Origin of the sequence: Mycolicibacterium anyangense (genome assembly GCF_010731855.1) — a bacterium.
In the GTDB taxonomy this organism is placed as follows: Bacteria; Actinomycetota; Actinomycetes; order Mycobacteriales; family Mycobacteriaceae; genus Mycobacterium; species Mycobacterium anyangense.
Genome location: NZ_AP022620.1, coordinates 3,473,110 through 3,485,682 on the forward strand (window position 1 = coordinate 3,473,110; position 12,573 = coordinate 3,485,682).

15 protein-coding genes are annotated in these 12,573 nt (G+C 67.9%); 6 read left to right on the forward strand and 9 right to left on the reverse strand.

All coding sequences use genetic code 11. The annotated features are described in order from the left end of the window. Window positions 1–51 precede the first annotated feature (51 nt). The 4 genes from G6N35_RS16395 to G6N35_RS16410 are packed head-to-tail and all read left to right on the forward strand — an operon-like array spanning window position 52 to window position 3,438. Window positions 52–960, forward strand: coding sequence for a metal ABC transporter solute-binding protein, Zn/Mn family (locus tag G6N35_RS16395; protein ID WP_179967368.1), 909 nt, complete (start codon window positions 52–54; stop codon window positions 958–960). Between the two features lie 9 nt (window positions 961–969). Beyond that, window positions 970–1,782, forward strand: coding sequence for a metal ABC transporter ATP-binding protein (locus tag G6N35_RS16400; protein WP_163805209.1), 813 nt, complete (start codon window positions 970–972; stop codon window positions 1,780–1,782). Next, window positions 1,775–2,641: a metal ABC transporter permease gene (locus G6N35_RS16405; RefSeq protein WP_163805210.1), complete on the forward strand. Its 867-nt coding sequence runs from the start codon at window positions 1,775–1,777 to the stop codon at window positions 2,639–2,641. The genes G6N35_RS16400 and G6N35_RS16405 overlap by 8 nt, the downstream gene beginning before the upstream one ends. Window positions 2,642–2,679: 38 nt before the next feature. Continuing rightward, complete coding sequence (locus G6N35_RS16410; protein ID WP_163805211.1) at window positions 2,680–3,438, forward strand: LamB/YcsF family protein; 759 nt, start codon at window positions 2,680–2,682, stop codon at window positions 3,436–3,438. A 167-nt stretch (window positions 3,439–3,605) separates the two neighbouring features. Here the strand turns inward: G6N35_RS16410 and rpsR are convergent, their stop codons facing one another. Both rpsR and rpmG read right to left on the reverse strand, forming a co-directional pair. Then, window positions 3,606–3,851: a 30S ribosomal protein S18 gene (gene rpsR, locus G6N35_RS16415; RefSeq protein WP_163805212.1), complete on the reverse strand. Its 246-nt coding sequence runs from the start codon at window positions 3,849–3,851 to the stop codon at window positions 3,606–3,608. Then, on the reverse strand, window positions 3,851–4,015 hold the full coding sequence (gene rpmG, locus G6N35_RS16420) for a 50S ribosomal protein L33 (protein ID WP_163805213.1): 165 nt from the start codon (window positions 4,013–4,015) through the stop codon (window positions 3,851–3,853). Before rpmG ends, rpsR begins: the two co-directional genes overlap by 1 nt. 197 nt (window positions 4,016–4,212) lie before the next feature. Between rpmG and G6N35_RS16425 the strand changes: the two genes are divergently transcribed. After that, window positions 4,213–5,442 (forward strand): SLC13 family permease, encoded by a 1,230-nt coding sequence (locus G6N35_RS16425; RefSeq protein WP_163807725.1) that lies wholly within the window; start codon window positions 4,213–4,215, stop codon window positions 5,440–5,442. Window positions 5,443–5,445: 3 nt separating this feature from the next. On the opposite strand, the gene G6N35_RS16430 is transcribed toward G6N35_RS16425, so the two are convergent. Further along, window positions 5,446–6,024 carry a TetR/AcrR family transcriptional regulator gene (locus tag G6N35_RS16430; protein ID WP_163805214.1) on the reverse strand — a complete coding sequence of 193 codons (579 nt, stop codon included), beginning with the start codon at window positions 6,022–6,024 and terminating at the stop codon, window positions 5,446–5,448. 67 nt (window positions 6,025–6,091) lie between these two features. On the opposite strand from G6N35_RS16430, the gene G6N35_RS16435 reads away from it, so the two are divergent. Continuing rightward, window positions 6,092–6,988, forward strand: coding sequence for a TauD/TfdA dioxygenase family protein (locus G6N35_RS16435; protein WP_163805215.1), 897 nt, complete (start codon window positions 6,092–6,094; stop codon window positions 6,986–6,988). Between the two features lie 3 nt (window positions 6,989–6,991). Here G6N35_RS16435 and G6N35_RS16440 read toward each other — a convergent pair whose 3' ends face one another. Genes G6N35_RS16440 through carD form a run of 6 tightly spaced genes read right to left on the reverse strand, consistent with a single transcriptional unit; the run spans window position 6,992 to window position 12,534 of the window. Next, window positions 6,992–8,485 (reverse strand): pyridoxal phosphate-dependent decarboxylase family protein, encoded by a 1,494-nt coding sequence (locus tag G6N35_RS16440; protein ID WP_163805216.1) that lies wholly within the window; start codon window positions 8,483–8,485, stop codon window positions 6,992–6,994. A 19-nt stretch (window positions 8,486–8,504) separates the two neighbouring features. Continuing rightward, entirely contained in the window at window positions 8,505–9,440 is a 936-nt protein-coding gene (gene rlmB / locus G6N35_RS16445; protein WP_163805217.1) for a 23S rRNA (guanosine(2251)-2'-O)-methyltransferase RlmB, read from the reverse strand. Continuing rightward, a complete protein-coding gene (cysS, locus tag G6N35_RS16450) occupies window positions 9,430–10,848 on the reverse strand; it encodes a cysteine--tRNA ligase (protein WP_163805218.1) in 1,419 nt (472 codons plus the stop codon). The genes rlmB and cysS overlap by 11 nt, the downstream gene beginning before the upstream one ends. A 35-nt stretch (window positions 10,849–10,883) precedes the next feature. Continuing rightward, on the reverse strand, window positions 10,884–11,369 hold the full coding sequence (ispF, locus tag G6N35_RS16455) for a 2-C-methyl-D-erythritol 2,4-cyclodiphosphate synthase (RefSeq protein WP_163805219.1): 486 nt from the start codon (window positions 11,367–11,369) through the stop codon (window positions 10,884–10,886). Further along, window positions 11,366–12,028 (reverse strand): 2-C-methyl-D-erythritol 4-phosphate cytidylyltransferase, encoded by a 663-nt coding sequence (ispD, locus tag G6N35_RS16460; protein WP_163805220.1) that lies wholly within the window; start codon window positions 12,026–12,028, stop codon window positions 11,366–11,368. Before ispD ends, ispF begins: the two co-directional genes overlap by 4 nt. A 17-nt stretch (window positions 12,029–12,045) precedes the next feature. Beyond that, window positions 12,046–12,534 (reverse strand): RNA polymerase-binding transcription factor CarD, encoded by a 489-nt coding sequence (gene carD, locus G6N35_RS16465; protein ID WP_011892341.1) that lies wholly within the window; start codon window positions 12,532–12,534, stop codon window positions 12,046–12,048. Between the last annotated feature and the right edge of the window lie 39 nt (window positions 12,535–12,573).

Sequence of the window (12,573 nt, forward strand, 5' to 3'; positions counted from 1 at the left end):
CCGATAGCCTTTCATTGGAAACGGTTTTCATTTGTATTACGAGGAGTGGTCGTGCGGGTTGGAACGGTTGTCGCGGTATCGGCACTGGTGCTGTCGGTAGGGCTGAGCGCGTGCGGCAGTGACAAGAAGTCCGACGGGGCCGGCGCCGCCACCACCCCGACCGTCGTCGCCTCCACCAACGTCTGGGGCAGCGTCGCCAAGGCCATCGCCGGCGACCACGCCAAGGTGTCCTCGATCATCACCGATCCGGCAGCCGACCCCCACTCCTTCGAGGCCAGCCCCTCGGACGCGGCCGCCATCACCGACGCCAGCCTCGTGGTCTACAACGGCGGCGGCTACGACCACTGGGTCGACGACATTCTGGCCGGCCACCCGAACGTCGCCTCGATCGACGCCTACAAACTCCTCGCCGCACCCGGCGAACCCACCCCCGCCAACGAGCACGTCTTCTACGATTTGGCCACCACCAAGGCGGTGGCCACCTCGATCGGCGACAAGCTCGCCCAGGAGGACCCCGCGCACGCGGCCGACTACAAGACCAACGTCGCCAACTTCAACCGCAGCGCCGACGCGATCGAACAGATCGAGCAGGCGATCCGCACCACTCACCCGGGCGCGGCCGTGGTGGCCACCGAGCCCGTCGCACATTATCTTCTGGTCGCCGCCGGGCTCACCGACAAGACACCGCAGGGCTTCGCCAACGCGATCGAACAGGACAGCGACCCCGCACCGGTCGACGTCGCCGCCATGCTGGACCTGATCAAGGGCCGCCAGGTCGCTGCGGTGGTGTTCAACGAACAGACCATCACCCCGGTCACCAAGCAGGTCCAGGAGGCCGCCCAGAGCGCCGGTGTGCCGGTCGTCGGGGTCACCGAGACGCTGCCAGCAGGCAAGGACTACCTGACCTGGCAGCGTGAGACCGCGGACCGGTTGGCGGGCGCACTGCAGCAGCACCGATAATCACTGCTTGTGGCTGCCGAGGTCGTTTCGCTGACCGGTGCCCGGTTGGCCTTCGGCGACCGGGTGCTGTGGGACCACCTCGACCTGACGGTGTCGGCCGGTGAGTTCATCGCCATCCTGGGTCCGAACGGAACAGGTAAGACGTCACTGCTCAAGGTCCTGCTCGGCCAGCTGCCGCTGACCGCGGGCACCGCGACGATCCAGGGAAGCCCGATCGAAGCAGGCAGCGAGAAGATCGGCTACGTGCCCCAGCACCGGGCCGTCGACCGTGGGCTGAGCCTGCGCGGACGTGACCTGGTACAGCTGGGTATCGACGGACACCGCTGGGGAGCGGCCCCGCTCAGCCGCGCCGCACGCCACCACCGCCGGGAGGCCGTCGAGCGGGCGCTGGCCCAGGTTCACGCGCTGAAGCTGGCGAAAGTGGCCGTCGGCGTGATGTCCGGTGGCGAGCTGCAGCGGGTTCGCATCGCCCAGGCACTGGCCAGCGACCCGGTGCTGCTGCTGTGCGACGAGCCGCTGCTGAACCTCGACCCCGCCAATGCCCGCCTGGTCGCCCAGCTCATCGACCGTCGCAGGCGGTCCGGGACCGCGGTGCTGTTCGTGACCCACGAGGTCAATCCGGTGCTGCCCTACGTCGACCGGGTCATCTATCTGGTCGACGGCAGATTCCGGATCGGCACGGTGGCCGAGGTGATGACGTCGGAAACCCTCTCCGAGCTGTACCGGGCGGACATTCAGGTGGTCCAGGTGGGCAATCGCTACGTGGTGGTGGGCGAGCACTTCGACCATTCCGGACACGCCCAGGGCCATACCCATGAGTGACGAACTCGCCCACCTGCTGGGCCACCTGTTCTCGTTCCACATCACCGCGGACCTGCTCAGCCGTGACTTCGTCCAGCAGGCACTCATCGCGGCCGCCCTGCTGGCATTGGTGGCCGGGCTGATCGGGCCGTTCATCGTGATGCGGCAGATGTCGTTCGCGGTACACGGATCCAGCGAACTGTCCCTGACCGGCGCCGCCTTCGCGCTGCTGGCCGGCTTCAACGTCGGGATCGGCGCCCTGCTGGGCTGCGGCCTGGCGGCCATCCTGTTCGGGGTGCTCGGTCAGCGGGCGAGGGAACGTGACTCCGCGATCGGGGTGGTACTGGCGTTCGGCCTCGGCATGGCGGTGCTGTTCATCCACCTCTACCCGGGCCGCACCGGCACCAGCTTCGCGCTGCTGACCGGACAGATCGTCGGGGTGGGCTACTCCGGCCTCACGCTGCTGGTCGGGGTGACGGTCGCGGTGGTCGCGGTGCTGGCCGTCAGCTACCGCCCCCTGCTGTTCGCCACCGCCGACCCGGAGGTGGCGGCCGCACGCGGTGTTCCGGTCCGAGCCCTGGGTATCGTGTTCGCCGCCCTGGTCGGGGTGGTCGCCGCTCAGGGCGTGCAGATCGTCGGTGCGCTGCTGGTGATGTCGCTGCTCATCACCCCGGCGGCCGCAGCGGCCCGGGTATTCAGCTCCCCGGTGGCGGTGATCGCGGCGTCGGTGGTCTTCGCCGAGGTGTCCGCGGTCGCCGGCATCGTGTTGTCGCTGGCGCCCGGGGTTCCGGTATCGGTGTTCGTCACCACCATCTCGTTCGTGATCTACCTGGTGTGCTGGGCGATCAGCCGGCGCCGGCACGACCCCGCTGCGGCGTAGGGCGGTTCCTCGGGCCTCTCGCCCCATAGGCTGGCCTGGTGCCATCAGTAGACCTGAACGCGGACCTAGGCGAAGGCTTCGGGGTGTGGGAACTCGGCGATGACGACGCCATGCTGGCGATCGTCACCAGCGCCAACCTGGCGTGCGGTTTCCACGCCGGTAACCCGGTGCGACTGGCCCGCACCTGCGAGTCCGCCGTGCAATCGGGTGTGCAGATCGGGGCCCAGGTCGGGTACTTCGACCTCGCGGGCTTCGGCCGCCGCTACATCGATGTGGAACCCGCCGAACTGACCGCCGACATCATCTACCAGATCGGCGCGCTGGAGGCACTGGCCAAGGCCGCCGGGTCGGCGGTCGGCTACGTCAAACCCCATGGCGCGCTGTACAACACGATCGTCACCGACCGCGCACAGGCGCGTGCGGTTGCGCGCGCCGTGCGCGCCGTCGATCCGGGCCTACCGGTGCTGGGACTTGCCGGATCGGTGTTCTTCGAGGAGGCCGCCGAACTCGGCCTACGCACCGTCGCCGAGGCATTCGCCGATCGGGCCTACGAACCCGACGGACAACTCGTCTCCCGCCGCCGTTCCGGGGCTGTCCTGCACGACCCGGTCCAGATCGCCGAACGCGTCGCCATGATGGTGACCACCGGAGCGGTCACCGCGGTCGACGGCACCACGATCACGGTGGAAGTGGAATCGGTCTGCGTGCATGGTGATTCACCCGGTGCGGTCACGATCGCCGCCGCCGTGCGCGACAGACTGCTCGCCGACGGCATCGAACTGACGTCGTTCACCTGATGCGGCTGAAGCTGGGCCGACCGGACCTGAGCCGGGCCGGGATCAATCGGCTGGCCGCCGTGCTGGCCGGTACACACCCATGCGAGTACTGTCCCGGCTGGCCGATCGGGACGGCGTAGGCCTGCATCTGCCGACGATATGGCAGCGCACCGATCCGTGGAGCTGACTCAGCGCGAACCGGCCGGCGGCAGCAGCGCCATCTCCCGGGCGTTCTTGATCGCGGTAGCCACCATGCGCTGCTGCTGAACGGTCAACCCGGTCACCGCGCGCGAGCGAATCTTGCCCTTCTCGCTGATGAAGGTCCGCAACAGCTGGACATCTTTGTAGTCCACCGTCGTGATGCCCAGGGCGCGAAGCTGATTGGTGCGCCGCTTGGCCGGCACAGCGTTCGGTTTCGGGCGCCGGCCGGCCATCAGCGTTCCTCCTTGAAGTCGACGTGCCGCCGGACTATGGGGTCGTACTTCTTGAGCACCAGCCGGTCCGGGTCGTTGCGGCGATTCTTGCGGGTGACGTAGGTGTACCCGGTTCCGGCCGTCGACCGCAGCTTGATCTTGGGACGAATGTCGTTGCGCGCCATCAGCGGGACCCACCCTCTCCTTAATAGCAATGATTTTCAACAAGCTCTCCGGCGAACTGTAGCTGAAACCCGCGCTAAATGACAATCGTTGTCATTTAGCGCGGAGCGTGGTCCACCCGGACCGAGGCACGCCCGTAGGGTGGGCGGGTGACTTGGCACGCTCAGACCGCCCCGACAGTGCAGGGCGCAGCCTCGTGCTGATCGGCGCGCTGGTGGCACTGGTCGTTGTGCTCGTCTTCGCCATCGTGCGGCCGGCCGGCTGGTCGGAAGCGGTCGCGGCGGTCCCTGCGGCAGCCATCGTCGTCGCCATCGGCGCGGTGTCGCCGCGCGACGCACTCACCGAGATGAACCGCATGCTGCCGGTGGTGCTGTTCCTGGCCGCCGTGCTCGTACTGGCCAGCCTGTGCGACGACGAGGGCCTGTTCGACGCCGCCGGCGCATGGATGGCCAGGACCAGTTCGGGCAACCCCCGGCGCCTGCTCGGCCAGGTTTTCGTGGTCGCGGCAGCGACGACGGCAGTCCTGAGCCTGGACGCCACGGTGGTGCTGCTGACCCCGGTGGTACTGGCCACCGTGCGGACCTTGCGGGTGCCAGCCCGTCCGCACCTCTACGCCACCGCCCACCTGTCCAACACGGCGTCACTGCTGCTGCCGGTCTCCAACCTCACCAATCTGCTGGCATTCAGCGCCGCAGGGTTGTCGTTCACCACGTTCAGTGCGCTCATGGCCGCACCATGGCTGGTGGCGGTGGCCGCCGAGTACGGCATGTTCCGGTGGGTGTTCCGCCGCGACCTCGCCGAACTCCCGGTGGCCAAGGTCCCCGAGTCCGGTGAGCGACCGGTCTTCGTGCTCGTGGTGCTGGCTTTGACGCTGGTGGGCTTCGCCGTCACCTCGTTCACCGGCTTGTCGCCGGCCTGGGCGGCCCTCGCCGGTGCAGTCGTGCTGGGTGTGCGCTCACTTGCCCAGCGGCGCAGCACGATCGGTGGGGTCATCAGGTCGTTGAACCTGCCGTTCTGCTTGTTCGTGCTGGCACTGGCCGTGGTGGTCAAGGCCGTCATGGTCAACGGCCTGGACACCGCGGCCGGTGACCTGCTGCCCTCCGGCGACGGGCTGGTTGCCCTGCTCGGCATCGCCGCGCTGGCCGCGGTGCTGTCCAACGTCGTCAACAACCTGCCGGCGGTACTGGTACTGCTACCACTGGTGAGCGGCCCCGCCGCGGTGCTCGCCGTGCTGATCGGCGTCAACATCGGACCCAACCTGACCTACGTCGGCTCCCTGGCCAACCTGCTGTGGCGGCGGGTGCTACATCAGGCGGACGAGCCCACCAGCGTGCGCGAATTCACCTGGCTGGGTCTGCTGACCGTGCCACTGTGTCTCGTCCTCGCCGTGGTGGCGCTGTGGGCGGGGCTCCGGCTGATCGGGGCCTGACTGTCAACCCCGCCCCGGGGCAGCGCACAGCGTGCCGGCGACCGCCAGGATCGACGCCTGCAGGTCCGCCTCGGAGATGTCCTTCAGGCCGGTGGCCGCTCGCAGGAAATCTCCGAACAGACACCAACTCACAGAGACCGCAAGGCTATGTGCCGCAGCAAGTCTGGTCTCGCGATTGTCGCCGTGCCGGCGCAGCATCGGTTCCAAGATCCGTGCCACGTTGGGGAAGGTGGACTGCAACTCCCCCACCGGAAAGCCGTCGAGGGAGACCCTCGCGATGACCCGCAGGTGGCGATCGATCGCGGCCTGGGCCACCGCGGGCTCGGGCGAACTGGCGATCAGAGCACTGAAATGCGAGCCGAGCCAGGTGAGCACGGCGCCGACGAGTTGATCCTTGGTGCCGAAATGGCGGTAAACGAGCCCGTGGTTGACGCCCGCACGCGCCGCGACATCCCTGATCGAGGTGGCTGTCGGACCGCGCTCGGCGAACAGATCGGCAGCCGCCGCCAGGATGGCATCCGTTACCTCTTCCCTGCCCCGCGGACAGGCCACCTCCGATGCCGTTGCCGACGATGTAGTCATGTGACTACGATACTCACCATCGGCTGTAGTCGCTCGACTACGACGGCACCTTTCAGGAGAGTTCGCGATGACAAGCACAGTGACTGTGACGAAATTGTCCAGCCGGATCGGAGCCCAGATCGACGGTGTCCGGTTGGGCGGGGACCTCGACCCTGACGCGGTACAGCTGATCGCACAAGCCCTGCTGGACAACAAGGTGGTGTTCTTCCGGGGCCAACATCACCTCGACGACGCCCGACAGCAGGAATTCGGACGGCTACTGGGAACGCCAGTCGCACACCCATCCATCAAGCACGCCGACCCGGACAAGGCACTGATCCAGCCGCTGGACTCCGAGTGGGGCAAGGCCACCCAGTGGCACACCGACGTCACCTTCCAGACCGCCTACCCCAAGGCCTCGATCCTGCGAGCGGTGATCCTGCCCAGCTACGGCGGATCGACCCTGTGGGCCAACACCGCGGCCGCCTACGATGCCCTGCCCTCGAGCCTCAAGAGGCTCACCGAAGACCTGTGGGCGTTGCACTCCAACCAGTTCGACTATGCGGTGAGCAACAAGATCAGCGAGATCAAGGGCGAGATCAACGAGTTGGCCGAATTCACCGCAGCCGACTTCCGCACCGAACATCCGGTGGTGCGGGTCCATCCCGAGACCGGTGAGCGGTCGCTGCTCCTGGGGTCCTTCGTCAAGTACTTCCTCGGGCTCGACCCGCACGAGTCGGCCACCGTGCTCGAACTCCTCCAACGTCGAATCACGCAGCCCGAGAACGTTATTCGCTGGGAATGGCAGCCCGGCGACGTTGCGATCTGGGACAACCGCGCCACCCAGCACCGGGCGATCGACAACTACGACAACCAACGGCGCCTGGTGCACCGCGTCACCCTGGCCGGAGACGTACCGCAGTCGATCGACGGCCGGCACAGCCGCGGGGCGGGAAACGCCAACCGCGACCGGGCCGCGGCCTGACGCTCACATCTCAGCTGACACCGAATCGGCGGTTTCCTCCGCGCCGATTCGCAGGACATCGTCGATCAGACGCTCGATGTCCACGGTCCGAGTGCGGTGATTGACGATGGCCGCGCGGATCGCCGGCCTGCCGTCGACAGAGGTCAGCGACGGCGCCACGTGGCCCTCCAGGTGCAGGCGCTCGACGATGCGGGCATTCACCGAACCTCCTGTATTCGGTGCCGCGGCATCGGCGGCGCCGTAGGAGAAACACACGACGTTCAATGTCACCGGCGCCACCCGGGTCAGCGCGGCCTCGGTGTCGACCCGCTCGGCCAGCGACCTGGCCAGCGCCGACGTCGTCGACACGACACCTGAGAGTTGTTCCAGGCCATAGGTCTTGAAGGTCAGCCAGGTCTTGAGCGCCCGGAAACCGCGCGACAGGTCCGGCCCGAGATCACAAGGCCACCAGTCGCCGCCGGCCAGTCCCGCACCCGCGCGACTGAGATACGCCGCGTCGGAGGCGAACGCATCGCGCAGCCACGCAGCGTCGGCCACCAGCAGGAAGCCTGCATCGTAGGGCACCTGGATCCACTTGTGGAAGTCGAACGCAATGCTGTCGGCCCGCTCGATTCCGGCGTACAGCGGCTTCAATTCCGGTGCGAGAACACCGAAGGCACCCAACGCCCCGTCGACGTGGTAGTGCAGATCCTGCTCGGCGGCGATCGTCGCCAGCCCGGCCAGATCGTCCACACTGCCGGTGTTCACGGTTCCGGCCGTCCCGACCAGAAGGAACGGTCGGTGACCAGCGGCACGGTCGGCGTCGATCGCGGCTCGCAGGGCCGTCAGGTCGATCCTGTGGTTCCGGTCGGCGGGGATCGACCGCAGTTGGTCAGATCCGATACCGGCGATGTCGAGCGCCCGCGAGATGCACGCGTGAGCCTCACTGCTGGCGTAGGCGGTGAGTACGCGGTCGGTCGGCAACCCAACGCGTCGCGCCTGCGTCCCGAGTGCTCGGGTCCGCGCGGCCACCACCGCCACCAGAGTTGCCTGGCTGGTGCCGGTGAAGAACAAGCCGTCGGCCGTCTCCGGGAAGCCGAAGATATCGCGCATCCAGCGACCGACCTGCCGCTCGACATCCAGTGGCGCATGGTCACGGCCGCCGAGGTTGGAATTGAGTCCGGCGGCGATCATGTCGCCGAGCATGCCGACCACCGTTCCGCCGCCCTGTACCCAGCCCATGAAACCCGGATGACCGTTGCCGCTGCCGTAGGGAAGGATGTTCTCGCGCACCTCGGCGTGCACCTGCGCCAGCGGGGTGGGTGTCAGCGGCAGCGGGGAGTCGAATGCCGCCCGCACCCGTGGGGGCGGGGCTTGCCAGAGTGGCCGGTCGGCAAGGCTGGCGATGTGGTCCACGACGTCGTCCAACATCCGGTGCGCCTGAGCCCGCAGCTCATGCCAGTCGGCGGGATCGAGTCCGACACCGGTGACGGCCTGCTCGGTCGGTTGCGACGGCATTGGTTCAGGCGCGACTGGCCTAGCGGCGGCGCTGGCGAGCGACCTCAGCGAGCACCACACCGGCGGCCACCGAGGCGTTCAACGACTCCATCGGTCCGGCCATCGGAATCGACACCACCGCGTCGCAGTTCTGCCGCACCAGCCGGGACAGCCCCTTGCCCTCGGAGCCGACCACCACGACCACCGGCCCGGTGGCGTCGAGTTCGTCGAGCGTGGTGTCGCCCTCGGCGTCCAGGCCGACCACCTGCAGCCCGGCGTCGCCCCACTCCTTGAGCGTGCGATTGAGGTTGGTGGCACGTGCCACCGGAACCCGCGCCGCCGCACCAGCACTGGTGCGCCAGGCCACTGCGGTGACCGAGGCCGACCGACGCTGCGGGATGAGCACACCGTGCCCGGCGAAGGCCGCCACCGAGCGCACGATCGCGCCCAGGTTGCGCGGGTCGGAGATGTTGTCCAGCGCGACCAGCAGCGCGGGCTCGACATCACTGGTGGCCGCGGCCAACAGGTCGTCGGGATGGGCGTAGCGGTACGGCGGCACCTGCAGCGCGATGCCCTGGTGCAGGCCGTTGGAGCTCATCCGGTCCAGATCCGTGCGCGGCACCTCGAGGATCGGGATGCCCCGATCGGCGGCCAGGGTGACCGACTCGGTCAGGCGCTCGTCGGCTTCGGCGCCCAGCGCCACATACAGTGCGTTCGCCGGGGCGTCGGCCCGCAGGCATTCCACGACCGGATTGCGGCCCAGCACCATCTCGGTCTCGTCGGTGGGCTTGCTGGTGGTCTTGCGGGCCTGTTGGGCTGCGCGCTTGGCGGCGGGATGGCCCGGGCGCATGTGCGCCGGCGGCGTCGCGCCGCGACCCTCCAGGCCGCGCCTGCGCACGCCACCGGACCCGACGGTCGGCCCCTTCTTGGTGCCGGCCTTGCGAATTGCGCCTCGGCGCTGGGAATTACCCGCCATCTGCTTTGCTGCCTTCGTCGCGCAGCGCCCATTGCGGGCCGTCTGCAGTGTCGGTCACCTCGATACCGGCTTCCTTGAGCCGGTCGCGGATCTCATCGGCCTGGGCCCAGTCCCGGCCCTGACGCGCGTCGTCGCGGCGCTTGAGCTCCGCGCGCACGAGCACGTCGACCGCGCCCAGTGCCGCCGAGGTCTCATCCCGGTGCTCCCACCTCTCGTCGAGCGGGTCACAGCCGAGAATGGCCATCATGGAACGGATTTCGCCGGCCTTGACCATCGCGGTCTCGTGGTCTCCGGATTCCAGGGCGCGGTTGCCGTCGGCACGCGCACTGTGCACCTCCGACAGCGCCACCGGGACGGCCAGATCGTCGTCGAGTGCCGCACCGAACCGTTCTGTCCAGGTGCCGGGGACGACGGCGCCGACGCGGGTGCGCACCCGATGCAGGAATTCCTCGATGCCGGTATAGGCCTTCACCGCGTCCTGCAGTGCGGTCTCGGAGAACTCCAGCATGGAGCGGTAGTGCGCGCTGCCCAGGTAGTAGCGCAGCTCGGCTGGCCGAACCCGCTGCAGCACAGCGGGAATCGCGAGAACGTTGCCCAGGGACTTGCTCATCTTCTCGCCGCCCATGGTCACCCAGCCGTTGTGCAGCCAGTACCGGGCGAAGCCGTCACCCGCGGCACGCGCCTGGGCGATTTCGTTCTCGTGATGCGGGAAGACCAAATCCATTCCACCGCAATGGATGTCGAACTCAGCGCCAAGGTATTCATGTGCCATCGCGACGCACTCGGAATGCCAACCGGGCCGACCGCGTCCCCACGGAGTGGGCCAGGACGGCTCACCGGGTTTGGCGCCCTTCCACAGCGTGAAGTCACGCTGGTCGCGCTTACCTTCACCGGCGCCCTCACCCTGGTGGACGTCATCAATACGGTGGCCGGAGAGCTTGCCGTACTCCGGGAAGCTCAGTACATCGAAGTAGACGTCCCCCGACCCGGTGTAGGCATGGCCGTTGTCGATGAGACGCTCGATGAGTTCGACGATCTGGGTGATGTGCCCGGTCGCCCGCGGTTCGGCCGACGGGGGCAGCACGCCCAGGGCGTCATAGGCCCAGGAGAACTCCCGTTCGTGGGTGGCAGCCCACTCCCACCACGGGCGGCCCGCGTCGGCGGCCTTGTTGAGGATCTTGTCGTCGATGTCGGTGACGTTGCGGATGAAGGCGACGTCGAAACCCTTGGCCATCAGCCAGCGGCGCAACACGTCGAAGGCGACGCCGCTGCGGACGTGCCCGATGTGGGGCAGTCCCTGCACCGTCGCACCACACAGATAGATCGAGGCATGCGCCGGACGAATCGGCACGAAGTCGCGCACGGTACCCGTATAGGTGTCGTGCAATCGCAAACTGGTGCCGGTCACGACGCGCCAGCTTACCGGCCTGACCGGCGTACTTCTCACACCGTGTCGGAACGGGGCACGACCAGAGCGGTCGCCACGGCCGCCAGACCCTCACCACGACCCGTCAGGCCCAGCCCGTCGGTGGTCGTCGCCGACACCGACACCGGCGCACCGAGCAGTTCGGTGAGCAGCCGTTGGGCCTCGTCGCGGCGTGGCCCGATCTTCGGCCGGTTGGCGATCACCTGCACCGCGCCGTTGCCGACCAGGAACCCCGCCTCGGCCACCAGATCGCGCACATGAGTCAGCATCCGCGCGCCGGTGACACCTTGCCATTGCGGCTGGTCGACGCCGAACACCGCGCCGAGATCACCGAGCCCGGCCGCCGACAGCAGCGCGTCGCACAGCGCATGCACCGCGACGTCGCCGTCGGAGTGCCCCGAGCAGCCGTCGGCCTCCTCGAACAGCAGGCCGAGCAGCCAGCAGGGCCGGCCGGGTTCGATCGGGTGGACGTCGGTGCCCACACCGACCCGCGGAATCGTCATACGCCCAATACCGCCTTGGCCAGTTTGAGGTCCAGCGGCGTGGTGATCTTGAACGCCAGGGTGTCGCCGGCGACGGTGTGCACCGGGGTTCCGAGGAACTCCACCAGCGAGGCGTCATCGGTCACCACGGCGCTGCCTGCCCGCTGGTAGGCCCGTCGCAGCAGGTCGGTGTCGAAACCCTGCGGTGTCTGTACCGCACGCAGACCGCTGCGCTCGGGTGTCCCCAGCACCACGCCGTTGGCATCGACAGCCTTGATGGTGTCGACGACCGGCAGCACCGGGATCACGGCACGCAGACCGTCGCGCAGGGCGGAAACCACCCGCTGCATCTGCTCGACCGGGGTGAGTGGCCGGGCGGCATCATGGACGAGGACGAACTGCGGATCACCGACCGCGGCCAGCGCCCGGCGCACGGTTTCGGGCCGTTCCGGACCACCGGCCACCACCGTGGCCCGCTCCCCCAGGATGAGCATGGTGGCGTCTACGCGATCCGGCGGCGCGGCCACGACCACGCGGTCCACGACGCCGGAGTCGACCAGACCGTCGACAGCCCGTTCGAGCATGGTGCGACCGCCGAGATCGACGAACGCTTTCGGGATACCGGCACCTAGCCGTTCACCGGAGCCCGCGGCCGTCACGACCGCGACAGTGTCCGACACTGATCCCCTCAGGGCAGTCAGGAGGCGGCGGCCAGGACCTCGTCGAGGATGGTCGATGCCTTGGCGTCATCAGTGTTCTCAGCCAGCGCGAGCTCACCGACGAGGATCTGACGAGCCTTGGCCAGCATGCGCTTCTCGCCGGCGGACAGACCGCGTTCCTGATCGCGACGCCACAGGTCACGAACGACTTCGGCAACCTTGTTCACGTCACCGGAGGCCAGCTTCTCGAGGTTGGCCTTGTAGCGGCGAGACCAGTTGGTCGGCTCTTCGGTATGCGGTGCGCGCAGCACCTGGAAGACCTTGTCCAGGCCTTCCTGGCCCACGACGTCACGAACGCCGACATACTCGGCGTTATCGGCTGGAACTCGAACGGTCAGGTCTCCCTGAGCGACCTTCAAGACGAGGTATTCCTTCTGTTCGCCCTTGATGGTCCGGGTTTCGATCGCTTCGATCAATGCAGCACCGTGGTGTGGATAGACAACGGTGTCTCCGACCTTGAAAATCATCAGATTCGAGCCCCTTTCACACCCCAATGCTAGCACGGC